The sequence below is a fragment of the Streptomyces sp. ME02-8801-2C genome (genome assembly GCF_033793965.1).
Classification (GTDB): Bacteria; Actinomycetota; Actinomycetes; order Streptomycetales; family Streptomycetaceae; genus Streptomyces.
The window spans coordinates 139731-163121 of the sequence record NZ_JARAXP010000012.1 but is presented as its reverse complement, the minus strand read 5'-3'; the positions used below and the strand labels follow the sequence as shown (position 1 = coordinate 163121).

At 68.9% G+C, this 23391-nt stretch carries 26 protein-coding genes and 1 pseudogene; 11 read left to right on the top strand and 16 right to left on the bottom strand.

The genetic code is table 11. The annotated features are described in order from the left end of the window. Window positions 1-5: 5 nt before the first annotated feature. On the top strand, window positions 6-902 hold the full coding sequence (locus PV396_RS32995; protein WP_319210909.1) for a DUF4097 family beta strand repeat-containing protein: 897 nt from the start codon (window positions 6-8) through the stop codon (window positions 900-902). 1 nt (window position 903) lies between these two features. Then, window positions 904-2019 carry a helix-turn-helix transcriptional regulator gene (locus tag PV396_RS32990; protein WP_319210908.1) on the top strand — a complete coding sequence of 372 codons (1116 nt, stop codon included), beginning with the start codon at window positions 904-906 and terminating at the stop codon, window positions 2017-2019. Between the two features lie 19 nt (window positions 2020-2038). On the opposite strand, the gene PV396_RS32985 is transcribed toward PV396_RS32990, so the two are convergent. From PV396_RS32985 to PV396_RS32970, 4 genes are all read right to left on the bottom strand, one after another. Beyond that, the gene (locus PV396_RS32985) at window positions 2039-2614 is read right to left on the bottom strand and encodes a Clp protease N-terminal domain-containing protein (protein ID WP_319210907.1); all 576 of its coding nucleotides are present in this window, start codon (window positions 2612-2614) and stop codon (window positions 2039-2041) included. Next, window positions 2614-2823 carry a helix-turn-helix domain-containing protein gene (locus PV396_RS32980; protein WP_055525534.1) on the bottom strand — a complete coding sequence of 70 codons (210 nt, stop codon included), beginning with the start codon at window positions 2821-2823 and terminating at the stop codon, window positions 2614-2616. The genes PV396_RS32985 and PV396_RS32980 overlap by 1 nt, the downstream gene beginning before the upstream one ends. 126 nt (window positions 2824-2949) lie before the next feature. Further along, on the bottom strand, window positions 2950-3915 hold the full coding sequence (locus PV396_RS32975; protein WP_319210904.1) for a zinc-binding dehydrogenase: 966 nt from the start codon (window positions 3913-3915) through the stop codon (window positions 2950-2952). 234 nt (window positions 3916-4149) lie between these two features. Next, window positions 4150-5358, bottom strand: coding sequence for an NADP-dependent malic enzyme (locus PV396_RS32970; RefSeq protein WP_319210902.1), 1209 nt, complete (start codon window positions 5356-5358; stop codon window positions 4150-4152). 695 nt (window positions 5359-6053) lie between these two features. On the opposite strand from PV396_RS32970, the gene PV396_RS32965 reads away from it, so the two are divergent. The 3 genes from PV396_RS32965 to PV396_RS32955 are packed head-to-tail and all read left to right on the top strand — an operon-like array spanning window position 6054 to window position 8775. Next, entirely contained in the window at window positions 6054-7016 is a 963-nt protein-coding gene (locus PV396_RS32965) for an ABC transporter substrate-binding protein (protein WP_319210900.1), read from the top strand. 32 nt (window positions 7017-7048) lie between these two features. Then, window positions 7049-7978: an amino acid ABC transporter permease gene (locus PV396_RS32960; RefSeq protein WP_319210899.1), complete on the top strand. Its 930-nt coding sequence runs from the start codon at window positions 7049-7051 to the stop codon at window positions 7976-7978. After that, complete coding sequence (locus PV396_RS32955; protein WP_319210897.1) at window positions 7975-8775, top strand: amino acid ABC transporter ATP-binding protein; 801 nt, start codon at window positions 7975-7977, stop codon at window positions 8773-8775. The genes PV396_RS32960 and PV396_RS32955 overlap by 4 nt, the downstream gene beginning before the upstream one ends. 962 nt (window positions 8776-9737) lie before the next feature. Here PV396_RS32955 and PV396_RS32950 read toward each other — a convergent pair. Further along, the gene (locus PV396_RS32950) at window positions 9738-10526 is read right to left on the bottom strand and encodes a class I SAM-dependent methyltransferase (RefSeq protein ID WP_319210895.1); all 789 of its coding nucleotides are present in this window, start codon (window positions 10524-10526) and stop codon (window positions 9738-9740) included. A gap of 132 nt (window positions 10527-10658) precedes the next feature. Between PV396_RS32950 and PV396_RS32945 the strand changes: the two genes are divergently transcribed. Beyond that, window positions 10659-11288 carry a CGNR zinc finger domain-containing protein gene (locus tag PV396_RS32945; RefSeq protein WP_319210893.1) on the top strand — a complete coding sequence of 210 codons (630 nt, stop codon included), beginning with the start codon at window positions 10659-10661 and terminating at the stop codon, window positions 11286-11288. On the opposite strand, the gene sodX is transcribed toward PV396_RS32945, so the two are convergent. After that, entirely contained in the window at window positions 11192-11650 is a 459-nt protein-coding gene (gene sodX, locus PV396_RS32940; protein ID WP_319210892.1) for a nickel-type superoxide dismutase maturation protease, read from the bottom strand. The genes PV396_RS32945 and sodX overlap by 97 nt on opposite strands. Window positions 11651-11794: 144 nt before the next feature. On the opposite strand from sodX, the gene sodN reads away from it, so the two are divergent. Continuing rightward, window positions 11795-12190, top strand: a complete 396-nt coding sequence (gene sodN, locus PV396_RS32935; RefSeq protein ID WP_005480378.1) for a superoxide dismutase, Ni — start codon at window positions 11795-11797, stop codon at window positions 12188-12190. A 61-nt stretch (window positions 12191-12251) separates the two neighbouring features. Here the strand turns inward: sodN and PV396_RS32930 are convergent, their stop codons facing one another. From PV396_RS32930 to PV396_RS32920, 3 genes and pseudogenes are all read right to left on the bottom strand, one after another. After that, window positions 12252-13061: a class I SAM-dependent methyltransferase gene (locus tag PV396_RS32930; protein WP_319210890.1), complete on the bottom strand. Its 810-nt coding sequence runs from the start codon at window positions 13059-13061 to the stop codon at window positions 12252-12254. Between the two features lie 32 nt (window positions 13062-13093). Further along, a complete protein-coding gene (gene ppk2, locus PV396_RS32925; RefSeq protein WP_319210888.1) occupies window positions 13094-13978 on the bottom strand; it encodes a polyphosphate kinase 2 in 885 nt (294 codons plus the stop codon). Between the two features lie 14 nt (window positions 13979-13992). Continuing rightward, a pseudogene (locus tag PV396_RS32920) lies at window positions 13993-14219 on the bottom strand (hypothetical protein). 155 nt (window positions 14220-14374) lie between these two features. On the opposite strand from PV396_RS32920, the gene PV396_RS32915 reads away from it, so the two are divergent. Beyond that, complete coding sequence (locus PV396_RS32915) at window positions 14375-15187, top strand: VOC family protein (protein ID WP_319210886.1); 813 nt, start codon at window positions 14375-14377, stop codon at window positions 15185-15187. Here the strand turns inward: PV396_RS32915 and PV396_RS32910 are convergent. From PV396_RS32910 to PV396_RS32885, 6 genes are all read right to left on the bottom strand, one after another. Beyond that, window positions 15184-15447, bottom strand: a complete 264-nt coding sequence (locus PV396_RS32910) for a hypothetical protein (protein WP_319210884.1) — start codon at window positions 15445-15447, stop codon at window positions 15184-15186. The genes PV396_RS32915 and PV396_RS32910 overlap by 4 nt on opposite strands. Then, window positions 15444-15776, bottom strand: a complete 333-nt coding sequence (locus PV396_RS32905) for a DUF952 domain-containing protein (protein ID WP_319210883.1) — start codon at window positions 15774-15776, stop codon at window positions 15444-15446. The genes PV396_RS32910 and PV396_RS32905 overlap by 4 nt, the downstream gene beginning before the upstream one ends. Window positions 15777-15835: 59 nt before the next feature. Continuing rightward, the gene (locus PV396_RS32900; RefSeq protein ID WP_319210881.1) at window positions 15836-16051 is read right to left on the bottom strand and encodes a hypothetical protein; all 216 of its coding nucleotides are present in this window, start codon (window positions 16049-16051) and stop codon (window positions 15836-15838) included. A gap of 61 nt (window positions 16052-16112) precedes the next feature. Then, window positions 16113-16721 (bottom strand): GNAT family N-acetyltransferase, encoded by a 609-nt coding sequence (locus tag PV396_RS32895; protein WP_319210880.1) that lies wholly within the window; start codon window positions 16719-16721, stop codon window positions 16113-16115. A 172-nt stretch (window positions 16722-16893) separates the two neighbouring features. After that, the gene (locus PV396_RS32890) at window positions 16894-18003 is read right to left on the bottom strand and encodes a family 2 encapsulin nanocompartment cargo protein polyprenyl transferase (RefSeq protein WP_416071515.1); all 1110 of its coding nucleotides are present in this window, start codon (window positions 18001-18003) and stop codon (window positions 16894-16896) included. A 125-nt stretch (window positions 18004-18128) separates the two neighbouring features. After that, window positions 18129-19535 (bottom strand): family 2B encapsulin nanocompartment shell protein, encoded by a 1407-nt coding sequence (locus tag PV396_RS32885; protein ID WP_319210878.1) that lies wholly within the window; start codon window positions 19533-19535, stop codon window positions 18129-18131. 271 nt (window positions 19536-19806) lie between these two features. Here PV396_RS32885 and PV396_RS32880 point away from each other — a divergent pair, with 271 nt between their 5' ends. The 3 genes from PV396_RS32880 (at window position 19807) to PV396_RS32870 (ending at window position 21706) form a co-directional block, all read left to right on the top strand. After that, window positions 19807-20040, top strand: coding sequence for a hypothetical protein (locus PV396_RS32880; protein WP_319210876.1), 234 nt, complete (start codon window positions 19807-19809; stop codon window positions 20038-20040). Window positions 20041-20175: 135 nt separating this feature from the next. Continuing rightward, window positions 20176-20766 (top strand): N-acetylmuramoyl-L-alanine amidase, encoded by a 591-nt coding sequence (locus PV396_RS32875; protein WP_319210874.1) that lies wholly within the window; start codon window positions 20176-20178, stop codon window positions 20764-20766. 64 nt (window positions 20767-20830) lie between these two features. Further along, the gene (locus tag PV396_RS32870; protein WP_319210872.1) at window positions 20831-21706 is read left to right on the top strand and encodes a 1-aminocyclopropane-1-carboxylate deaminase/D-cysteine desulfhydrase; all 876 of its coding nucleotides are present in this window, start codon (window positions 20831-20833) and stop codon (window positions 21704-21706) included. A gap of 22 nt (window positions 21707-21728) precedes the next feature. On the opposite strand, the gene PV396_RS32865 is transcribed toward PV396_RS32870, so the two are convergent. Next, window positions 21729-23324, bottom strand: a complete 1596-nt coding sequence (locus tag PV396_RS32865; RefSeq protein ID WP_319210870.1) for a Na+/H+ antiporter — start codon at window positions 23322-23324, stop codon at window positions 21729-21731. Window positions 23325-23391 lie beyond the last annotated feature (67 nt).

Below are 23391 nucleotides of genomic sequence, written 5' to 3'. Positions count from 1 at the left end.
GCATCATGTCCACGACGTCCGAGTGGTCCGTCAAGGAGCCCGGCAAGCTCACCTTCGACGAGCCCGTCACGGGCCTGCACGTACGCATCGTCAACGGAACGGTGAACGTGGTGGGCACCGACGATGGTTCCGCCCGTCTGGAGATCTCCGAGATCGAGGGCCCACCCCTGCTGGTGACCCAGGAGGACGGCGTCCTGACGGTGGCCTACGAGGACCTGCCCTGGAAGGGTTTCCTCAAGTGGCTGGATCGCAAGGGCTGGCGCCGCAGCGCGGAGGTGTCCCTGGCCGTCCCGGCGGCCACCCGCGTCAAGGTGGGCGTGGTCGGCGCCAGCGCCGTGGTCTCGGGGGTCGACGGACCGACAGTGGTCAACGGCGTCACCGGCGACACGACACTGGTCGGCCTCTCCGGCCCTGTCCGCGCCGACACGGTCTCGGGCAACCTGGAGGCCCAGGCGGTCACGGGCGATCTGCACTTCAACTCCGTCTCCGGCGACCTCACCGTGGTCGAGGGCTCCGGCCCCTCCGTGCGCGCCGAGTCGGTCAGCGGCTCCATGATCGTCGACCTCGACCCGGAGGGCCCGACGGACGTGCGGCTGACGAACGTGTCAGGCGAGATCGCGATCCGGCTCCCGCATCCGGCGGACGCCGAGGTGGAGGCGAACACGGCGAGCGGCAGGATCTCGAACGCCTTCGACGACCTCCGCGTACACGGCCAGTGGGGCGCCCACCGTGTCACGGGCCGCCTGGGCGCGGGCACGGGCAAACTGCGGGCGACCACGGTCTCCGGTTCGATCGCCCTGCTCCGCCGCCCCCAGCACGAGGACGAACCGACCGACGCCACCCCCACCGCCCCCGCCGCCCCGAAGGACGCTTCCGGCCCGACGAACAAGAAGGTGCTCTGACATGCCTCCCGTCTTCGCCCACGGCCGCCTGCGCCTCTACCTGCTGAAGCTGCTGGACGAGGCCCCGCGCCACGGCTACGAGGTGATCCGCCTCCTGGAGGAACGCTTCCAGGGGCTGTACGCACCGTCGGCGGGCACCGTGTACCCCCGTCTGGCCAAGCTGGAGGCCGAGGGCCTGGTCACCCACACCACCGAGGGCGGCCGCAAGGTGTACGCCATCACGGACGCGGGCCGCGCCGAACTGGCCGACCGAAGCGGCGAACTGGCCGACCTGGAACTGGAGATCCGCGACTCCGTCGCCGAACTCGCCGCCGAGATCCGGGCCGACGTCCGGGGGGCTGCGGGCGACCTGCGCCGAGAGGTTCGCGCGGCGGCGAGCGAGGCCCGCAGGGGCCCCGGCACCGTTCGGAACGCTCCGTACGGAGAGCACGCGGGGACCGGGACGTACGGGGACCACACCGACCTCGGCGACAAGGAGGCGTGGCGCGCCGCGAAGGAGGAGATGCGGCGCGCCAAGCAGGAGTGGAAGGAGCAGGCCCGCCGCGCGAAGGACGAGAGCCGCCGCGCCCGCGAGGAGGCACAGCGGGCCAGGCGCCAGGCCAAGGAGGCCCAGGACCACGCCCGCGCCCAGGCGCAGGAGGAGGTGCAGCGCATCGCCCGACGCGTGCAGGAACAGGTCCAGGACCACTTCAGCAGGGGCGACTGGCCGACGGGAGTCCGCGAGGGCCTGACCGAACTGGCCAAGGAGTTCGGCGAGTTGGGAATGGACATAGGAAAGAACCTGGGCAAGGACTTCGGCTTCACACCCCCCTCAGCCAACCCAGCCTCCGCAACACGCGAACCGGAGAACCCGGAGCACCCGGAGCACCCGGAGCACGCGGAATACTCGGACACTCCCCCGGACTTCCCGGCCAGCTATGAACCGCCCTGGGCCCACGAGGCGTCCACCGGCGACCCGGCCCGCGACCTGGACCGCCTCCTGGACCGCTTCCGCGACGACATCCGCGACACGGCTCGCGACCAGGGCGTCACGGAACCCCAACTCCACGAGATCCGCCGCCACTTGTCAGCGGCGGCGGCCCTGACGGAGGCGGCACTGCGAACACCGAAGGTGTGAGGCGGTGGGGGCCAGGGACTCAGCCCGCCTTGGCCTCACCCCCACGCTCCCCCTCACCGTAAAGCACACGATTCAGGGCCTCGTAGGTGACGCCTTGATCGGCGAGGACCTCCGACGGGACGCCGAGGCGGGTCACGAGGGCGAGGAGGATGTGCTCGTCGCCGATACGGCGGTCGCGGTGGGCCACCGCGATGCGCAGGCACCTCTCCAGCACGTCCTTGGCGTCCCGGTCGAAGAGGCGGCGCCCCGACAGCCACCCCCCGTCCTGACGGTCACCGGACATCGCGCCGACCCCGTGCACCTCCTCGACCCGGGAGACGATGTCGGACACGTCGATACCGAGCCCGGCGAGTGCGTCGGCCTCCGCCTGGGACAGTCCGGCGCGGCGGCGGGCGTCGGCCAGGGCGGCCCTCACCGGCTCCTTGCGGTCGGCGAGTCCGAGCGAGGCCAGCGCGAAGGAGGCCCGCCCGCCCTCGCGGTCGAGCAGCGCGAGCAGAAGGCACTCGGCGCCGACCCACCGACTGCCGATGCGCTCCGCGTGCTCGACGGCACCCTGCACCACGGCGCGCGCATCACTCGTGAACCGTTCGAACATCACTGCCTCCCGTATTTCTTGTGCACGGCCTGCCTGCTGACACCGAGTTCCGCGGCGATCTCCTGCCACGACCAGCCCTGATTGCGCGCACTGCGCACCTGTACGGACTCCAACTGCTCGACCAGCTTCCGCAGCGCGGAGACGGCTCGCAGCCCGATCCGCGGGTCGCGGTCGCCCGCGCGCTCGGCGAGATCTGTTGCTTCGGTCATGATGTCAACCTAGGTTGACATCTTCATCCTTGTCAACCCTGATTGGCACCTCAGGGCGCGCGGACACACAAACGGCGGGCCCGGAAACCCGGACCCGCCGCGGAGGGAAGGTATGCGCGATGGCGCTCAGGAGGCGGTGAGGACGATCTTGCCGAACTGGTCACCGGATTCCAGACGTTCGAAGCCCTCGCGGGCCCGGTCCAGCGGAAGCACCTCGTCGATGACGGGGCGTACGCCGGTGGCGGCGCAGAAGGACAGCAGGTCCTCCAGCTCGTCCTTGGTGCCCATCGTCGAGCCGACGACCTTGAGTTCGAGGAAGAAGATCCGGGTCAGTTCGGCGTGCGAGGGCCGGTCGCCGCTGGTGGCACCGGAGATGACGAGCGTGCCGCCGGGCCTGAGCGACTTGACCGAGTGCGACCAGGTGGCCGCCCCGACCGTCTCGATCACGGCGTCCACGCGCTGCGGCAGCCGCGCCCCGGACTCCACCGCCTCGACGGCACCGAGCTCCACCGCCCGCTTGCGCTTGGCCTCGTCCCGGCTGGTGGCGAAGACCCGCAGCCCCGCCGCCTTGCCGAGCACGATCGCGGCGGTCGCGACACCGCCGCCGGCGCCCTGCACGAGCACCGAGTCCCCGGGGCGTACACCCGCGTTGGTGAAGAGCATGCGGTACGCCGTCAGCCAGGCCGTGGGCAGACAGGCGGCCTCCGCGAAGGAGAGCTCCTTGGGCTTGGGCAGGATGTTCCACGCCGGTACGGCGACCTGTTCGGCGAAGGTCCCCTGGTAGCGCTCGGTGAGGATGGAACGAGGTTCCCTGGGACCGACACCGTGACCCGTCTGGCCGATGACGGAGTGCAGGACGACTTCGTTGCCGTCCGCGTCGACGCCGGCGGCGTCGCAGCCGAGAATCATCGGGAGACGGTCCTCGGGGAGTCCCACTCCACGCAGGGACCACAGATCATGGTGGTTGAGCGAGGCGGCCCTGACATCGACCGTCGCCCACCCGGGACGCGCTTCCGGGGCTGGGCGCTCACCCAACTCCAGCCCGTTGAGCGGATGGTCGGGATCGATGCGGGCGGCGTAGGCAGCGAACATGCCTCCGACGATAGGCCTCAGGGCGGAGCCGCGGAACGAGCCGCCCCTGTGACACACACCCTGTTGACGCCCCCCGCCCCTTCAGCCCGTCCGGCGTTTGAGGACGAGGCCCGTTTCAGGGCCGTAGGGGGGGTCTGGGGGCGCAGCCCCCAGGAACGGGATGGGACGGGTAGGGGCGGCGGGGGCGAGATGACCCCACCGCACCCGGACGGGGCCACCCCCGAAAGACACCCCTCAGCGCCGAGCAACCCCCTCCGCCCGAGCCGCCGCAGCAACCGCGGCCGTAACCGCCGGAGCCACCCGAGGATCGAACGGCGACGGAATCACGTAGTCAGCCGCAAGTTCCTCCCCCACCACCGCAGCCAACGCATCAGCCGCCGCGATCTTCATCCCTTCGGTGATCCGAGACGCCCGCACCTGCAACGCCCCCGCGAAGATCCCCGGAAACGCCAGCACGTTGTTGATCTGGTTCGGGAAGTCCGAACGCCCGGTCGCGACGACCGCCGCGTACTTGTGCGCCACATCGGGGTGCACCTCGGGATCCGGGTTGGCCATCGCGAACACGAACGCGTCCTTGGCCATGGAAGCGACCGCCGCCTCGGGAACCGTACCGCCGGAGACGCCGATGAAGACGTCGGCGCCCGCCAGCGCGCTCTCCAGCGACCCCGTCAGCCCGGCCTTGTTCGTCAGCTCGGCCAGCTCCCGCTTGACCGGCGTGAGGTCGTCCCGGTCCGCCGAGACGATGCCCTTGCGGTCGGCGACCGCGACATCGCCGAGCCCCGCCTCGAGAAGGAACTTCGCGATGGCGACGCCCGCCGCACCCGCGCCGGAGATCACGCCACGCAGTTCGCCGAGCTCACGCCCGGTCAGCCGCGCGGCGTTGCGCAGGGCCGCGAGCGTCACGACCGCGGTGCCGTGCTGGTCGTCGTGGAAGACGGGGATGTCCAGCCGCTCCTGGAGCTGCCGCTCGATCTCGAAGCACCGCGGTGCCGAGATGTCCTCCAGGTTGATCCCACCGAAGGACGGCGCCAGCCGGACGACCGTCTCGACGATCTCGTCCACGCCGGTGCAGGCGAGCGCGATCGGGACCGCGTCCACGCCGCCGAACTGCTTGAACAGGATCGCCTTGCCCTCCATCACCGGGAGGGAGGCCTCGGGGCCGATGTCCCCGAGTCCGAGGACGGCCGTACCGTCCGTCACGACCGCGACGACCGACGACTTCCAGGTGTAGTCGTTGACGAGGTCGGGCTGCTCGGCGATGGCGGTGCACACCCGGGCCACACCGGGTGTGTACGCGAGGGACAGGTCGTCCTTGTCGCGGATCGGCACGGTGGCCTGGACGGCCATCTTGCCGCCACGGTGCAGGGCGAACGCCGGGTCGAAATCACCGGCGTCACTGTCCGTGTCGATGTCGCTGCGAGGATTGACGGTCTCCGCTGCCACTTTGTTTTACCCCTTAGGTCTTCACGGTTGAGGGTGGCCACTCCTGGTGAGGGGTGGGCGGGCACCGCGTAAGGCCCCGGTGAGTGATGCGCACGGGCACGAACGCGACGGGCGCGCCGCACACGCGCCCTGAGCCCCTGATGAGGGGTGTAAAGAACCTTCTTACCGGATGGAGAACACAGACGACGACCCCACAACGGGAAGGTCACACCTGGGCGGCCCGACTCATCACCACACATGCCCACATACACGGGCATGATCGATCAAATCAGTAGCGCTCGGCGCCCCGGCGGGAAGCGGATCGATGCCCCGGGCCGGGAGCAGTCGTGACGGAGTCCTCGTGACTCCTCGTGACTCCTCGGCGAGTCCTCGTTCGGCCGTTCGCGCGGGATGCAACAGCCGTTCACCTGGCGAGATGCGCCGAAGATCTTCCGGCCGGAACGAATGATTCCCGTAGAAGATCCGGGAAGGTCCGGCCTGATGTACCGACCTGACACATGACGGGGGTCACCCGTTATCCGATTTTGACATAGTCGGTCGCCTGAATGACCAAGTCCGAATGGCAAGATGCCGTAATCACACAAGGTCGCGACACTCAAAGATGCGTGCACCGGCGGACGACCCGCCGGTACCGTCCGCTCCCCGAGCGGACGGCGGCCCAATGGCACACCATCCATCCGCCGGAGGAACCCACCATGACCGCAAGCTCCACCCTTCGTACGACCGCCGCGCACAACCGGCTAGCCGCGGTCGGTGCGATCGCGGTCGCGGGCGCCCTGCTGCTCACCGGCTGCGGTGACCAGACAGACAAGAACAGCGACAGCAACTCCAGCGCTCCGTCCTCGTCGGCGCCACTCGCCGCCAAACTCCCCGCGAGCATCCGGGCCGCCGGCGTCGTCAAGGTGGGCTCCGACATCGCGTACCCGCCCGTCGAGTACGTGGTCGGCGGCAAAGCCACTGGCATCGACCCGGACATCGCAGCCGCCCTCGGCAAGCAGTTGGGCGTGAAATTTGAGTTCCAGAACGGGAAGTTCGCCCAGCTCATCGTCGGTCTGCAGTCCAAGCGGTTCAACGTGCTCATGTCGGCGATGAACGACACGAAGGACCGTCAGAACGGCATCGACTCGGACACCGGCAAGAAGGTCGGCAACGGAATCGACTTCGTCGACTACTTCACCGCCGGCACCTCGATCCTGGTCCAGAAGGGCAACCCGAAGGGCATCAAGTCCCTGGACGACCTGTGCGGCAAGGTCGTGGCTCTGCAGAAGGCCACCACATCCGAGGGCATTGCCAGGGCTCAGAGCACGAAGTGCACGAAGGACGGCAAGAAGGCCATCACCCTGCAGACCTTCGACACCGACCCCGAGGCGCTGCTCCGCCTCAAGCAGGGCGCCTCGGTAGCCGACCTCAACGACTTCCCGGTCGCCGCCTACAACGCGAAGACCTCGGGCGGCGGCAAGGACTTCGAGGTCGTTGGCGAGCAGATCGAGGCAGGCCCGTATGGCATCGGAGTCAGCAAGGACGACACCGAGCTGCGAGATGCCCTCCAGGCGGCGATGAACGCGATCATCAAGAATGGCGAGTACGCGAAGATTCTTGAGAAGTGGAACGTCACGGATGGCGCGGTTACCGAGTCCAAGGTCAACGGTGGCTCCTGATCCGCCCGGCGCAACACTGAAGGGCAGTCACTGTGACTGACACTGTCGACAAGGCTCCGGCGCCCCCGCTGCCGCCGGAGCAGATCAAAGCCATCCCGGTGCGCCACTACGGCCGCTGGGTGGCCGGCTCTGCGGTCGTCGCGCTGCTGGTGACGATCGGAATCGCGTTCTCCAACGCGAAGATTAACTACAGCATCATCCCGGAGTACATCACGGATGGGACCATCCTGTCCGGCGTCTGGCACACGCTGTACATCTCCGTCCTCGCCATGATCCTCGGACTCGTCCTGGGTGTGATCCTCGCGGTGATGCGGATGTCGTCGAACCCGGTCACGAGCACGGTGGCCTGGTTCTATGTCTGGTTCTTCCGCGGCACGCCCGTACTGGTCCAGCTCCTCCTCTGGTACAACATCGCGCTCGTGTTCCCCGTCCTCAACCTGGGGTTCTACAAAGACGAGATGAACCAGGTGATGACGCCGTTCCTGGCGGCACTGCTGGGGCTCGGCCTCAACGAGGCCGCGTACATGTCGGAGATCGTCCGAGCAGGCATCCAGTCAGTGGACGAAGGACAGACGGAAGCGTCGCATGCTCTGGGCATGACCCAGGGCAAGACTCTGCGGCGGGTAATCCTCCCGCAGGCGATGCGGGTGATCGTGCCACCGACGGGCAACGAGTTCATCAACATGCTGAAGACCTCGTCGCTTGCTTACGCGGTCCAGTTCAACGAACTCATCAAGCGGGCCCAGGACATCTCCAGCACTTCGCTCGCGGTCGTTGAATTGTACTTCGTGGCATCGATCTGGTATCTGATCCTCACCAGTGTGTTCAGTGTCGGCCAGTACTACCTTGAACGACGTTATGCTCGTGGCTCATCGCGCAGCCTGCCACCGACGCCACTGCAACGCCTGAGGAAGAACCTCCGGCTGTTCGGTTCGTTTCGCCGCCCGGAGGCAGCCCGATGAGCGGTATCAGCAAAGGCCTCAGCAAGCCCGCGAGTGGTCACCCCATGGTGAAGGCTGAGGGCGTGCACAAGTCCTTCGGTCCTGCGCACATCCTCAAGGGCATCGAGCTGGAGGTGAACGCGCGTGAGGTGTTTTGCCTGATCGGCCCGTCCGGCTCCGGCAAATCAACCTTCCTGCGATGCATCAACCACCTGGAAAAGATCAGTGCCGGCCGCCTGTCCGTCGATGGCGAGCTGGTGGGCTACCGGCAGAAGGGCGACAAGCTTTACGAGCTGAAAGAACGTGAAGTCGCCGCGCAGCGACGGGACATCGGCATGGTGTTCCAGCGTTTCAACCTTTTCCCTCACATGACGGCTCTGGAGAACGTCATGGAAGCGCCGGTCCAGGTCAAGGGCGAGTCCAAGGCCGTCGCCCGGGAGCGGGCCCAGCAGTTGTTGGACCGTGTGGGCCTGGGCGATCGCAAAGGTCACTACCCAGCCCAGCTCTCCGGCGGCCAGCAGCAGCGCGTCGCCATCGCCCGAGCATTGGCGATGGAGCCCAAGCTGATGCTCTTCGACGAGCCGACCTCAGCCCTCGACCCCGAGCTCGTCGGCGAGGTTCTCGATGTCATGCGCGACCTCGCCGAGGACGGTATGACGATGATCGTCGTCACACACGAAATGGGCTTCGCCCGCGAGGTCGGTGACTCTCTCGTGTTCATGGACGACGGGGTGGTTGTCGAATACGGCCAGCCACGCGAGGTCCTGACGAACCCTCAGCATGAGCGGACCAAGTCGTTCTTGTCCAAAGTGTTGTAGCGACATAATCGTGCAAACAAGTGTCGGGGTGGTGCGGGGGTTCATGAACCCCCGCACCACCCCGACGTCTTCAATGGCTCACGTTGCAAGTCCCCAAGCGGCGGAAGCGGCGGCTCCGGGCAGGGAACTCAGTCCATCCACCGGTTGTTCCACTTCCCGTCGTAATACACCTGCCATCCCCACTTCACCATCTCGGAGTTGCGGGAACAGTATTCGGTACGGCTGGTCCCTCGCGTGACCGAAGGCCCATAGTTCATGCCGGACCCGCCGAGGGCCGCACACTTCGTCATCGCCCGGGCCGGGCGGTCGCAGCGGTTGAGCGCTATGTCGATCTGGTACCCGCCCTGGCCACTCGACGAGATCGTCTTACCGTAGACGTCCATGGCACACGGCGGGTCAGCGGCAGCCGGGCTGGCAGCCAACGGAACCATCGCTGCCGCAGCGATAACGGCCGGCACCAAGGCGCCAAGTATCTTGCTACGCAAAATCTTCCCCCTCGTTTCATGCTGCCCGGCTGGTCAGAACCGGACGCATAGACAGAAACACATGCTGTCCAGCGGACAACCAAATCCGCCTCGGAGACCGTACAGTTCGCTCGCAATTCGATCAACAGTCTTTACAAGTCGACCGTTTTCCGCCGGAAGGGCCCCCGGGGCAGACGACGAGAGGGGGTGTGGTGTGGAGACGCGCCGAGCGCCTCGCACACGGCATTGTCGAACGTGAGCCTGCACCCCCTCGTAGCTCGGAGACCGTAGCCGGAGGGACAGTTGAGGGTTCCGAGATTCAGGAAACGCATCTGCGACGCAGAGTTCCGCGTCGGGCACGCCCGTCCAGGCGTCGGCGGAGGCGCTGGTTCGGGCGCACCGGCTGCGGAGGGGGAGCAGGCCGCTAGCCAGGTTCCGTAACCGCTGGCGAACCGGGTTGCAGCCGGTGTTCTGACCCCGCCCAAATACCTCTCGGGCCTACTTGAGCGCGAGCAGCAGCGTGTCCGACGGCGAGCACCACACGGGGCGCGCCTCCGCGAACCCCTTCTCGCGCAGCACGCGCGCGTGCCACTCGGCGGAGGGCATGTCGCCGTCGGCGTGCTCGCCGTAGATCTCGAAGCGGCGGGCGGTCGGGCCGGCTAGCACGGGGTCCTGGGCGGCGAGCCGCCACCATTCGGCCCAGTCGAGGGCGCCGTCGACTTTGGCCTGATCCATACGCGCGTGGCGCAGTGCGCGCTCCGCCGCGTTGATCCGGGGCGTGCTGTCGTCGATCATGTGGTCCGCGTTCATGAACAGACCGCCGTCGCGGACGACCTCCGCGATCCGGCCGTAGAGGTCCGCGAGAGGTTGGCTGTGCAGCCAGTGCAGGGCGGTGGCGGTCAGGACGGCGTCGTACGAGTCGTACGGCAGCCCGCTCGTCCACCGCGGGTCCTTGAGGTCCGCCGTGACGAAGGTGACGCGGTCGTCGCCCGCGAAGGTGCCCTCGGCGATGGCGAGGAGCGCCGGGTCGAGGTCGACGCCGACACTGGTGGCCTGCGGGAACCGGTCGAGCAGCCGGGCCGTGATACTTCCCGTGCCGCATGCCAGGTCGAGTACGTGCGGGGCGGGGCCCACGAGGGCCTCGACCATGTCGAGCATGATCCGGAACCGTTCCTCACGGTCCGGCATGTACCACTCCTGCTGCCGGTCCCAGCTCGCCTGCCAGGCATTCCAGTCGGTTTCGGCGTCACTACCGGTAGTGCCCGCGTTGCCGGTCGTGGTGGTCATTGAAACCCTTCCGTCGGCCGTTCCCTCGCCTGCCGCGCCCGCCTTTTGAACGCACGCGTAATACCCTGGAAGCAATGTCAGCCGTTACTTCCTCGCATCCACGACCATAGAACGCCCTCGTAAGGACTACAAGTGGAACTGGCCTATTACTCGGACTACGCCGTGCGCCTCGTCAACACCGAGGAACCGGCCCGCGGAAAGGACTCGCTGACCTCGATCGACGCCGTCCGCGATCTCTTCGGCGCCAACCAGCAGGCCGCCCGCCGCGCCACCGACGCCGACGTGACCCGGTTCCGCTCCGTACGGGCCAGGCTGCGCGCGGTCTTCGAGGCGGCGGACACCGGCGACGAGACGCTCTCGGTGGACCTGCTGAACTCGCTCCTGCTGGAGTTCCCGGTGAGCCCGCAGATCTCGGGGCACGACTTCCGCAACGACGACGGCCGCCCGCTGTGGCACATGCACCTCGCCGACCACCCGTCGAACGCGACCGCGGGCTACGCGGCCATCGCCGCGATGGGCCTGGCCTTCCACCTCACGGAGTACGGCGTGGACCGCCTGGGCCTGTGCGAGGCGCCGCCCTGCCGCAACGCCTACCTCGACACCTCGACGAACCGCTCCCGCCGCTACTGCTCCGACCGCTGCGCGACCCGGGCCAACGTGGCCGCCTACCGCGCCCGCAAACGGCTGGAGGCCGACCGGTCCGAGAAGACGAGCCTGGCGGCCGACACCGCCCAGCGCAGCAGCGCCAGCGGCGAACGCTGACCCGGCTTGAGCGGCCGGTAGCGGAACCGGACCCGGCCCAGGATCAGATCGTGCGGCACGGTCCCGTAGTCGGTGCTGTCGCCGCCGGCGAAGGAGTTGTCCCCGAGCACCCACCAGCCGCCCTCACGGCGCTCCGCGGCCCGCTTGACGACCAGCAGGTCCTGCTGGAAGGGATGACGCAGGACCACGATGTCGCCGACCCTGACGCGGTTCCCGTATCGCACCACGAGAAAATCGCCGTGATACAGCGTGGGCACCATCGACGGCCCGGTCACGGCGAACCATCCGAAGAGCTTCGCGATCCCTCCGCGTTCGCTCTCGTGTTCGCTTCCGTGCTCGCTCTCCTGCGACAGCTCCGGCATCCCGGCACCTCCCCGGTTCCATCCTCCACCAGTCCCAGTCTGACCCCCTACTTTTGTCCTAAGCCCATGGGGGCACTCGCGAAAACCCATCTCCCAGGGAGTAATGTCCAACCTGAGAAGACGATCACGAGGAAGGAACGCTCCATGCTTTCCCGCCTGTTTGCCCCCAAGGTCAAGGTCAGCGCTCACTGCGACCTGCCCTGCGGTGTGTACGACCCGGCCCAGGCCCGCATCGAGGCGGAGTCGGTGAAGGCCGTGCAGGACAAGATGGCCGCCAACGACGACCCGCACTTCCAGGCGCGTGCCACCGTCATCAAGGAGCAGCGCGCAGAACTCGCCAAGCACCACGTCTCGGTCCTGTGGAGCGACTACTTCAAGCCGCCGCACTTCGAGAAGTACCCGGAGCTGCACCAGCTGGTCAACGACGCCCTGAAGGCCCTCTCGGCCGCCAAGGCGTCCACCGACCCGGCGACGGGCCAGAAGGCACTGGACTACATCGCCCAGATCGACAAGATCTTCTGGGAGACGAAGAAGGCCTGATGCGAGGCCTCGACGAAAAGGGCCGGTCGACAACCCGACCGGCCCTTTTCGCTGCCCTCCCTCAACGGCCGCACACGAGGATCCCCGCCCGGCAGCCGACCTCGAACGCCCCCTGTCGGGTGATCCGGTCGGTGACGATGGTGCGGGCCCGTTCCACGACCGCGGTGAAGGGGGCCTCGTACAGGTCCGCCCAGGCGCGGTACGACGTCAGGTACGCGATCACCGGCTCGGGATCGCGGACCGTGACGGTGCTGGGGAGTTCGATGGTTCGCAGCCGGCCGAACTCCGCCCCGAGGAACGCCTGCGCCTTCTCCAGGGAGAAGCGGGCGCCGATCGAGAACCGGGCCGGTTCTCTGCCGGTGCCGAGCACGTCGGTCGCGGCCCGCTGCCACAGGTCGTGCAGTTCGGCCTTGTCGTCGTCGCTGTTGGTGGAGGCGATCAGCACGCCGTCACGGGCGACGACCCGCGCCAACTCCCGTACCGCCTGCGGGATGTCGGGTACGTGGTACAGCATGTGCATCGCCAGGGCCGCGTCGACGCTCTCCGAGGCCAGCGGCAGCCGCGTGACATCCGCCACGGCGACGGGGCCGGGGACGGTGGCGAGGATGCCGGGGGCGAGGTCCAGGCCCAGCGCGGCGAGGTCGGGGCGGGACTCGCGCAGCCGCTGGACGTATCTGCCGTTGCCGCAGCCGACGTCGACCACGCGCCCGCCGGCCCGGACACTGCCCAACTGTTCGACGACGATGCCCGGCAGATCGTGCCTGGGCGTCTGCCACTGGTAGAGCGACTGCCGGGCGGCGAGGTCCCGGTCGCTGCTGTACGCGCCTTCGGCGAGGCGGGTCCGGTCGGTGGCGGTGGATCGGTCGGTCACGTCAGCGGCTCCCGGAGTGTGTCGGGCGGCGTTCACACGCCGTCGTCATCCTCCCCCGCCTCCAGCAGGTTGGCCGCCGCGCCCACGATGCGCGGGTCCGGACTGCCGACGACCTCCTCGTCCTTGCCCGTGTAGTCGAAGCGGGCCAGCACGCTGCGCATCGCCTCCACCCTCGCCCGCTTCTTGTCGTTGCTCTTCACGACCGTCCACGGCGCCTGTTCGGTGTCCGTCGCGCGGAACATGGCGACCTTGGCCGCCGTGTAGTCGTCCCAGCGGTCCAGGGAGGCGAGGTCCATGGGGCTCAGCTTCCACTGTCTTACGGGGTCCACCTGGCGAATCGTGAAACGGGTGCGCTGTTCGCTCTGGGAGACCGAGAACCAGAACTTGATCAGGTCGACGCCGTCATCGGCGAGCATGCGTTCGAACAGCGGGGCCTGGCGGGTGAAGCGACGGTACTCGTCGTCCGTACAGAAGCCCATGACCCGTTCCACGCCGGCCCGGTTGTACCAGGAGCGGTCGAAGAGGACGATCTCGCCGGCGGTCGGGAGGTGTTCGACGTACCGCTGGAAGTACCACTGGCCGCGTTCGCGTTCGGTGGGCTTCTCCAGGGCCACCACGCGGGCGCCGCGCGGGTTGAGGTGCTCCGTGAAGCGCTTGATCGTGCCGCCTTTCCCGGCCGCGTCCCGGCCCTCGAAGACGACGACCAGCCGGCGGCCGGTCTGCTTGATCCAGCTCTGCAGCTTCAGCAGTTCGATCTGCTGGAGCCGCTTGTGCCATTCGTACTCCCGCCGTTCCATGCGCTCGGGGTACGGGTAGTTCTCCCGCCAGGTCTCGACCGGACTTCCGTCCGGCCGGATCAGCACGGGCTCGTCGTGGTCGCTGTAGTCGACCTTCAGTCCGGACATCAGTGGTGTCATACCGTAGGCCTCCTTCAGTGGAACTGCGGGACGATCAGATAGATCCCGTACGCGACCACCGCCGCACACGCCACAAAGCACAGTCCGGCCTGGGTGAACCCGAGCGCTCGGGTACTCCCGTCATTCTCGCGCGCCCCCTCCACCCGGGCGACTCCGAGCACGCCCAGGGCGAAGACGACGACCACGGCGACGGTGGCCCCGAGGCTCACCGCGGCGCCCGTGCGGTCCAGTCCAGCTTCATCAACGTCCGCAGGCGAGGTACGTGGCGATCAGGGGTGATGTCGTCCATGCCCCCGATGGAAGCAAGCACAGGCGTATTCGCGACGAACTGCGGGCAAAGCCTGTTCCCGGAAAAAGGCAGGTGACGTGGACAACCGCCGCTTTTACGATCACCCCATGAGCACTGCTCCTGGCACCGGCAACAGCACTGGCACTGCCACCGGCACTGGTATCCGCTGGACCTACGCCTTCGTCGACCGGCCCGCCGGGCTCCTGGGCCCCGCCCAGGCCTTCTGGACCGCCGTCACGGACACCCGCTTGTCGGGAACCCGGGGTGAGCAGGGCGAGTTCGTGACCCTGTTGCCGGGCGAGGGCGACGCCTGCGTCAAGGTCCAGGGGGTGGACTCCGGGGACGGGGGTGCCCATCTCGACTTCGCCGTCGAGGACGTCGACGCCTTCGTGGGCTCGGCGTCGGCGCTCGGGGCGACGGTCGCCGCCGCGCACACCGGGTGGGCCGTGCTGCGGTCCCCCGCCGGGCAGCTGTTCTGCGCCGTGCCCTGGAACGGGGAGTCGGTACGGCCCGCCGTGGTGAACGGCAGCCGCCTCGACCAGGTGTCCATCGACATCCCGCCGGCCGCGTACGCCACGGAGGTCGCCTTCTGGGAGCGTCTCACCGGCTGGGACTCCCTGACCGGCTCACTCCCGGAGTTCCACGTCCTCAGGCCTCCGGCCGGCCTCCCGATCCGCATCCTGCTCCAGCGCCTCGGCACCGAACGGCCCACCGCCTCCGCCCACCTCGACCTGGCCTGCGCCGACATCGGGGCGACCGCCGCCCGCCACGAGCGCCTGGGTGCGGCGGTCGTCGCCCACGGCCCCCACTGGACGGTCATGCGCGACCCGGCGGGCGGTACGTACTGCCTCACCGGCCGCGACCCCGAAACGGGCGGCCTGCCGAAGCCGACACAGACGTCGGCGGACGACATCGCCTAACGAGGGTCGCGTACACACACCACGATCACCCTGGTCGTCTCCTCCGGCGTCGGAGTGGGCCCCGGCGTCGCCGGGCACATGCTTTCGGCAGCCTCCTTGTCCTGCCGCAGCAGCGGGGCCGGATCGCTGTCGCCCGTCCGATACCAGGCGGGCCTCTCCGGCGGCTCCGCCGCGTCCTGCAGCCACACCGTGAGCCCGCCCCCGGCGGCCACCGCGACCACCCACACGAGCACGGCCCACCGCCACGCCCTTCGGCTCACTCCCACGCCTCGACGTCGACCACGGCGGCCACCGGAATCGGCCCGTACACGTGCGGGAACTCCTCGCCGCCCGGCTTCGGGGCCTCGTATCTCAGGGGTACGTCGAGGAGGGCGGGGTCCACGACCAGCACCACCAGGTCGTCGGGGCCGGCGTAGGTGCCGTACAGGAAGGCCGCCACTGCGGGGAGTTGGGCGCGGGTCGAGCAGTGGATGAACCCCTCCTCCTGGAGGGTGCGCCCACGCGTCGACATCTCGTACGCGCCTCGCTCGCGGGCCGCGTCCCAGAGGGCGCGTTCGGTGATGTGGAGTATGTGCGGGAGTTCGGACATGCGCCCAACCTAAAGGGTGGCCGCGACCTGCGGGGTGGCCGCCCTCATGGTTCCCGTACTCATGGTTTCCGTGCGGTGCGTCCGCCCTTCGTCCTCGGGCCTGCCGCCGCCGCTGCCTCCGCCTCGGCCGCCGGATCGACGTACACCTCGCACTCGGTGTTTCGGCACGGCCCGGCGACCCACTTCGGCACCCATGCGCCGAGCGTCTTGTACCGGCGGATCACCGTGGTCACATGCTGTCCGCAGACGGGACAGTCGTGCTCTTCTCTGTCCATGCCCTCAGGGTATTGCCGGAACACCCGAATCGCTCCCCGCCGGTCGGCGCATTCCGCGTCTTCAGCGCCTCTGCTGCGGTTCGCGCCACATGGGCCACATCCGGGGGCCGTCCGGGAGGTCCAGGGGGCGGTCGAGGAGGTCGAAGCCGAGCCGTTCGTACAGCTTGCGGCTGCGGGCGTTGCTCGCCTCCAGATAGGCGGCCACTCCCTCACGGTCGCAGCGGTCCAGGACCTGCCGCACGAGGGCCGTGCCCAGGCCCCTCCCCTGAGCGTCCGGTGCCACGGCGATCAGCCACAGATACTCGTGGGCGCGCCCGGCGGGATGGATACCGGCCGTGAGCCGTCCGATCAGTTCCACGCGCTCGTTGTCGGGTTCGACGGCCTCCCGCAACTGGGCGGCGCCGTCGTCCTGTTCCGCGTCGTCGGGGTGGGCGTCGGCGGGGACGGACAGCCACAGGGCGCACGCCGTGCCGTCCTCGGTGAGGTCGACCCGGCCCTCGGCGAGCACGATGTCGAGGAAGGCGGCCATCAGCCGGGGATGCGTCGCCCGGCGTTGCGCCTGGTCCGGGAAGACCCAGCCGCTCACCGGATCGTCCTGGAACGCCCCGTCCAGCAGCTGGACGACCAGCTCCCGGTCGCCCTCGTCCGCCGTGCGTATCGCCACGTCCATGCCCCGCCCCTTTTGTCTCAACCGCCGCTGATCACGCGGCGGTTGAGCCTAACGGGTGTGCGATGTGGCAGGGCCCGCACACCGTGGGGATGTGCGGGACCCGCCACCCGGAGCGCCGTGGCGGGGCGTACGGAGTCAGGGCCGTACGCCCCGCCACGGGTGTCTCCGGGGCTCAGGTGCTGCGGCGGGTCACGAACTCGGCCAGGGACAGCAGGCCGCCGGCCGCCTCCGGGTCCGGGACCGCGCGGGACAGTTCCTGTATGGCACGGGCCATCCGGTCGGCCGCCTGGAGCTGCGCCCAGTCCCGGCCGCCCGCCCGCTCGAGGGCGAGCACCGTCCGCTCCAGCGCCCCTTCCTCCCCCTCGTCGTACGGAACTCCGTACAACTCGGCCAGTTCGGTGGCCGCCGGTGTGCCGGAGGCCAGTGCGGCGACCACCGGCAGGGATTTCTTGCGGGCGAGCAGATCCGCCCCGGCCGGCTTGCCGGTACGGCTCGGGTCCCCCCATATCCCGATCACGTCGTCGATGAGCTGGAAGGCGAGCCCGGCCTCCCGGCCGAACGCGTCCATCGCCTCGACGTCCGCGGCCGATCCGCCCGCGTACAGCGCGCCGAGGGCACAGGCACAGCCGAGCAGCGCGCCCGTCTTGGCCTCGGCCATGAAGAGGCACTCGTCGAGGGTCACCTCGTCGGGGCTTCGTTTCTCCATGGCCGTGTCCGCGTGCTGCCCCTCGCACAGTTCGACGACACAGGACGCGAGCCGGGCGGCCGCGGTGGCCGCCGCCGGATGCGGGTCCTCGGCGAGCAGTCGCAGCGCCAGGGCCTGCAGGGTGTCCCCGGCGAGGATCGCGTCGGCGTCGCCGAACACGGTCCACGCGGTGGGCCGGTGTCTGCGGGTGGTGTCCCGGTCCATGACGTCGTCGTGCAGCAGGGTGAAGTTGTGGATCAGTTCCACCGCGGCGGCCGCCCGTACGGCTGCCTCCGGCCGGCCGCCGAGAGCCGCGGCCGCGGTCAGCACGAGGGCCGGGCGGATCGCCTTGCCCGCGTTGCCCGCCGCCGGGCTGCCGTCCGCGTGCTCCCACCCGAAGTGGTAAAGAGCGACGCGGCGCATGGACCCGGGCAGCGACTCGATCGCCCCACGCAGCTCGGGATCGACCACGGTCCGGGCCTGTTCGAGGATGAGGGCGGCGTCCTGCCCGTCCGACCCGCCGGACACCACCCGCTTCTCCCCCTGCCACCGTGCCTGTACGGGGGCACAGACCTGGCCCGCGTGCCTGGTGCCCACGTCCGGCCGCTCCCCTGCCACGGACTCCGGGGATCTTTCCGAAGGGCTCTGAGCGGGACTGCCCATGGGGTTCCGCCTCTCCGGATCCAGAGTCTCGATGGTCTCGGCCGGGCCGTGGGCCGAGGTCATCGCCAGCGGCCGATCTCGACGTTCTCCAGCACGCCGAGGGCGTCCGGCACCAGGACGGCCGCCGAGTAGTAGGCCGTCACCAGGTAGTTGATGACCGCCTGTTCGTTGATGCCCATGAACCGCACGGACAGGCTGGGCTCGATCTCGTCCGGGATGCCGGCCTGCTGGAGCCCGATGACCCCCTGCTCGGCCTCACCGGTACGCATGGCGATGATCGAGGTCGTACGGGCCTCGGTGACCGGGATCTTGTTGCACGGGAAGATCGGGACACCGCGCCAGGTGGGGATGCGGTTGCCGCTCATGTCGATGGTCTCGGGGACGAGGCCGCGCTTGTTGAGCTCGCGGCCGATCGCGGAGATCGCGCGCGGGTGGGCGAGCAGGAACTTGGTTCCGCGCCGCCTGCTGAGCAGTTCGTCCAGGTCGTCGGGGCTGGGTACACCGTCGTGCGGCTGGAGCCGCTGGTCGTACTCGCAGTTGCTGAGCAGTCCGAATTCCCGGTTGTTGATGAGTTCGTGCTCCTGGCGCTCCTTCAGGGCCTCGACCGTGAGACGGAGCTGCTGCTCGGTCTGGTTCATCGGCTGGTTGTAGAGGTCGGCCACACGGGAGTGGATGCGCAGGACGGTCTGGGCGATGCTCAGTTCGTACTCACGGGGCTTGGCCTCGTAGTCGACGAACGTGCGCGGGATGTCCGGCTCGCCGCTGTGACCGGCCGCGAGGTCGATCTGCTTCTCGCCGTACCTGTTGGCGTTCTGCTCCGGGATCGCGCTCAGCGCCTGGAGGTGTGCGCGCAGCGAGTCGGAGCGCTCGGCGACCTGCTCGAAGTGCGAGCGGGAGAGGGTCAGCACGACGCATGTGGTGACCGCGCGGGCCGTGTACTCCCACAGGGCATCGGGGTCGAGCAGTGCCTGGTCGCCGAAGTAGGCTCCGTCGGCCAGCATGCCGAGTTCGGCGTCGTCCCCGTAGGGACCCGTGCCGATCTTCTCGACCTTGCCGTGGGCGAGGAGGAACACCTCGTCGTTCGTGCTGCCGAAGGAGGCGATCTCCGAGCCGGGCGCGAACTCCCGCTGCTGGCAGCGTCGGGCGAGCTCGGCGAACACCTCCTCGTCCTCGTAGGAGCGCAGCGCCGGCAACTCGGACAGCTCAGCGGGGACCACTTCGACCCGTTCCCCGGTCTTCACGAACGTCAGACGGCCGTCTCCCACGGAATAGGTGAGCCGCCGGTTCACACGGTATGCACCACCCTGCACGTTCACCCAGGGAAGCATCCGCAGCAGCCAGCGCGAGCTGATCTCCTGCATCTGGGGTACGGACTTGGTGGTGGTGGCCAGGTTCCGCGCGGCCGACGTACCAAGACTCTGCTGAGGCCTGTCCTGCTCCGTGCGGATCTCTTCGCCTACCGACATAAAGAACTGCCCTCCCGATAACACGTAATGCGCCGATGCGTCGATTCCCCATCGGGTCCGCCCGCATCGGACGCCTGCCCGCCCCACCCTTCCTCACCGAACGTGCCGGTGCTATTACACGAATGAGCGGGAATGGATCATCCCCGAAGTGGGCACAAAGGGGTTCTTCGGCAGCTCGTTCGACCGGGCGAACGGAAAGCGCCCCGATCGGGGAACTTCAAGATCGGGCCGGGCGTTCGAGCCATTGACGGACGACGAACAGGAGACACCGATGACAGGCTTCCTGGACCGCGCCAAAGAACAGGCACAGCGCGGCCTGACGCAGGGCAAGCAGAAGCTCGACGAGGTGCAGGCCCAGCGGGCCGGCAGCGACCTTCTGAAGAAGGTGGGCGCCGCGTACTACGCGGAGCGGCGCGGCAGCGGTTCGCCCGACGCGACACAGCGGGCGCTGCAGGCCCTGGAGAGCCACATCGCGGTGAACGGGGACGCGTTTCTGCGTCAGTGACCGAGGTCAGCATCACTGACCGGATCGGCTCGCACGCCGTACGAACAATTCGCCCCTGACCGTCTGATTCCGGTACAAGCTGCGGTACGAGGTGGTCACGACCGGTGGCCGTCGCGCAGCACGAAGGAGACGGTCATGGCCCCACCCATGTCCGCTGCCGATTTCCTGGACCGGCTCAGGGAGGAAGGCGTCACCGTCGTCGAGGTCGGCGACTGGGCCCACCACAACCGCAATCACAAGGGCCCCTGGGGGCCGGTCCACGGCGTGATGATCCATCACACGGTGACCAGGGGCAGCGAACACACGGTGGAACTCTGCCGGGAGGGCTATGCCGAGCTGCCCGGTCCGCTGTGCCACGGCGTCATCACCAAGGACGGCTGCGTTCACCTTGTCGGTTGCGGCAGGGCCAATCACGCGGGTCTCGGTGATGACGACGTTCTGCGGGCGGTGATCGCGGAGAAGGCGTTGCCGCTGGACAACGAGGCCAATACGGATGGGAACCGGCACTTCTATGGGTTCGAGTGCGAGAACCTCGGGGACGGGGAGGATCCGTGGCCACAGGTTCAGCTCGACGCGATCGAGAAGGTGGCCGCGGCGCTGTGCCGTCACCATCGGTGGACGGAGCGGTCGGTGATCGGGCATCGCGAGTGGCAGCCCGGGAAGGTTGATCCTCGGGGGTTCAGCATGTCGTGGTTGAGGGAGAGGGTGCGGGATCGTTTGAAGTGACGGTTACGGCCCTGAAGAGGCCTCGTCCTCAAACGCCGGACGGGCTGAAAGGCAGAATGGGGCTGTGGCGCTCCCCTCCCCGCTTCAGGAACTCTCCGATCCCCGCTTCGGCCGTCACGGTCTTCGTCTGCTGCTGAAGCGGGACGATCTGGTCCATCCGGATCTGATCGGCAACAAGTGGCGCAAGCTGGTGCCCAATCTGGAGGCCGCCGACGGGCGGGCGATCCTTACGTTCGGTGGGGCCTACTCCAACCATCTGCGGGCCACAGCCACCGCCGGCCGACTTTATGGTCTGCCGACGGTGGGGGTGGTCCGCGGTCAGGAACTCGCCGATCGGCCCCTCAACCCCTCCCTCGCCCACTGCGTGGCGAACGGTATGCGGCTGCACTTCGTCGACAGATCGACGTACCGGCGCAAGGCCGAGCCCGACACCCTCGCCGCCATCCGCCGGGCGGCGGGCGGTGACGCCGAGGACGCCCACGTCGTCCCGGAGGGTGGCAGCAACCTTCTCGCCGTACGCGGCTGCCGGGCTCTCGGCGAGGAGCTGCGCGGCCACGCCGATGTCGTCGCGGTCGCCTGCGGCACCGGTGGCACCCTCGCGGGACTCTCCGCCGGGCTCGCCCCCGAGCAGCGCGCTCTCGGTATCCCGGTCCTCAAGGGGGGCTTCCTGGACGCGGAGATACGGGCTCTCCAGAACCTCGCCTTCGGCGGCCCCCGCGGCTCCTGGACCCTCGATCACCGTTTCCACTTCGGCGGCTACGCCCGCACGCCCCCCGAACTGCACGCCTTCGCCGACGACTTCGAGGCCCGTCATGGCGTAGCCGTGGAACGTCTCTATGTCGCCAAGATGCTGTATGGACTTGTCGCTCTGGCGGAAGAGGGGGCGTTCGAGAGGGGGACGGCCGTCGCGGCGGTGGTCACGGGGCGGCCGTTTCCGTAGGGGTGGCGGAGCGTGTCCCCCGCTACTCCGTTTCCCGGAACGCCGCCGCCTCCTCCAGGTCGAGCCGGCGCAGCAGTGTCCGCAGCATCTCGTCGTCGATGTAGCGCCCGTCGCGCAGCCGCACGAACACCTCCCGCTCCGTGCTGATCATCTCTCTCGACAGCCGCCGGTAAGTGTCGTCCACCGTCTCCTCGGTCACGGGGTTGACCGAGCCCAGACGCTCCCAGACGGCGTTCTGACGGCGTTCCAGCACCGAGCGGAGCCGATCGGCCAGCGGGGGCGGCAGGGTGTTGCGTTCGTCCTCCAGCAGGCCCTCTAGGCGTTTCTGTGCCGCCCTGGACGCCTGCGCCTGGGCGTTCGCCTCGGCGAGCGTCTCGGCCTGCGCGTCCCGGCCGGGCAGCTTCAGCAGCCGGATCAGCGGGGGCAGGGTCAGGCCCTGGACGACCAGCGTGCCGATGACGGTCGTGAAGGTCAGGAAGAGGACCAGGTTCCGTTCCGGGAAGGCCTCGCCGCCCTCCACCGTGAGCGGGATCGAGAAGGCGATGGCCAGCGAGACGACCCCCCGCATCCCGGCCCAGGAGATGACGAACGCGCCCTGCCAGGTCGGGTTCGGCTCCCGTTCGCTGAGCCGCGCCGACAGCAGCCGGGGCACGAACGTCGCCGGGTACACCCAGGCGAAGCGGGCGACGACGACCACGAGGAAGACGGCGATCGCGTACCAGGCGGCATGGAGACCCTCGTACTCCCCAAGCCCCTCCAGGACGACCGGCAGTTGCAGCCCGATCAGGGCGAAGACGGCCGATTCGAGGACGAAGGCGACCATTTTCCAGACGGCCTCCTCCTGGAGGCGGGTCGCGAAATCGACCTCCCACGCGCGATGTCCCAGATAAAGGGCGACGACCACCACCGCGAGGACCCCGGAGGCGTGCACCGATTCGGCGACCGCGTACGCGGCGAACGGGATCAACAGGGACAGCGTGTTCTGCAGCAGCGCCTCCCTGAGGTGGGTGCGCAGCCAGTGGATCGGCATCATCAGGATCAGGCCGATCCCGATGCCGCCGACCGCCGCGAGCAGGAACTCGCCGATTCCGCCCGCCCAGGTCGCGCCCTCGCCCACGGCCGCCGCGAGGGCGACGCGGTAGGCGGTGATCGCGGTGGCGTCGTTCACCAGGGACTCGCCCTGGAGGATGGTGGTGACCCGCGACGGCAGGCCGACCCGGCGCGCGATGGCCGTGGCCGCGACGGCGTCCGGCGGTGCCACGACCGCGCCGAGCACCAGCGCGGCGGTCAGCGGCAGGCCGGGCACGATCAGATAGGCGGCCCAGCCGACGACGATCGTCGCGAAGAGCACGTAGCCCACCGACAGCAGTGCCACGGGCCGCAGTTGCGCGCGCAGGTCGAGGTAGGAGCTGTCGACGGCCGCCGTGTACAGCAGCGGGGGCAGCATCAGCGGCAGGACGACATGCGGGTCGAGGGCGTAGTCGGGCACCCCGGGGACGTAGGAGAACACCAGGCCGGCGGCGACCAGCAGCAGCGGGGGCGGGACAGGGGTGCGGCGGGCGGCGGCGGCAATGGCGGCGCTGCCGGCGACCAGCAGGAGCAGTGGCATCACATGCATCGGTTTCGGCCCACTCTCGTCTCCGCCCACCCTGGTCCCTCGCGCGCTCGGGCATTCCGCGCGGCTT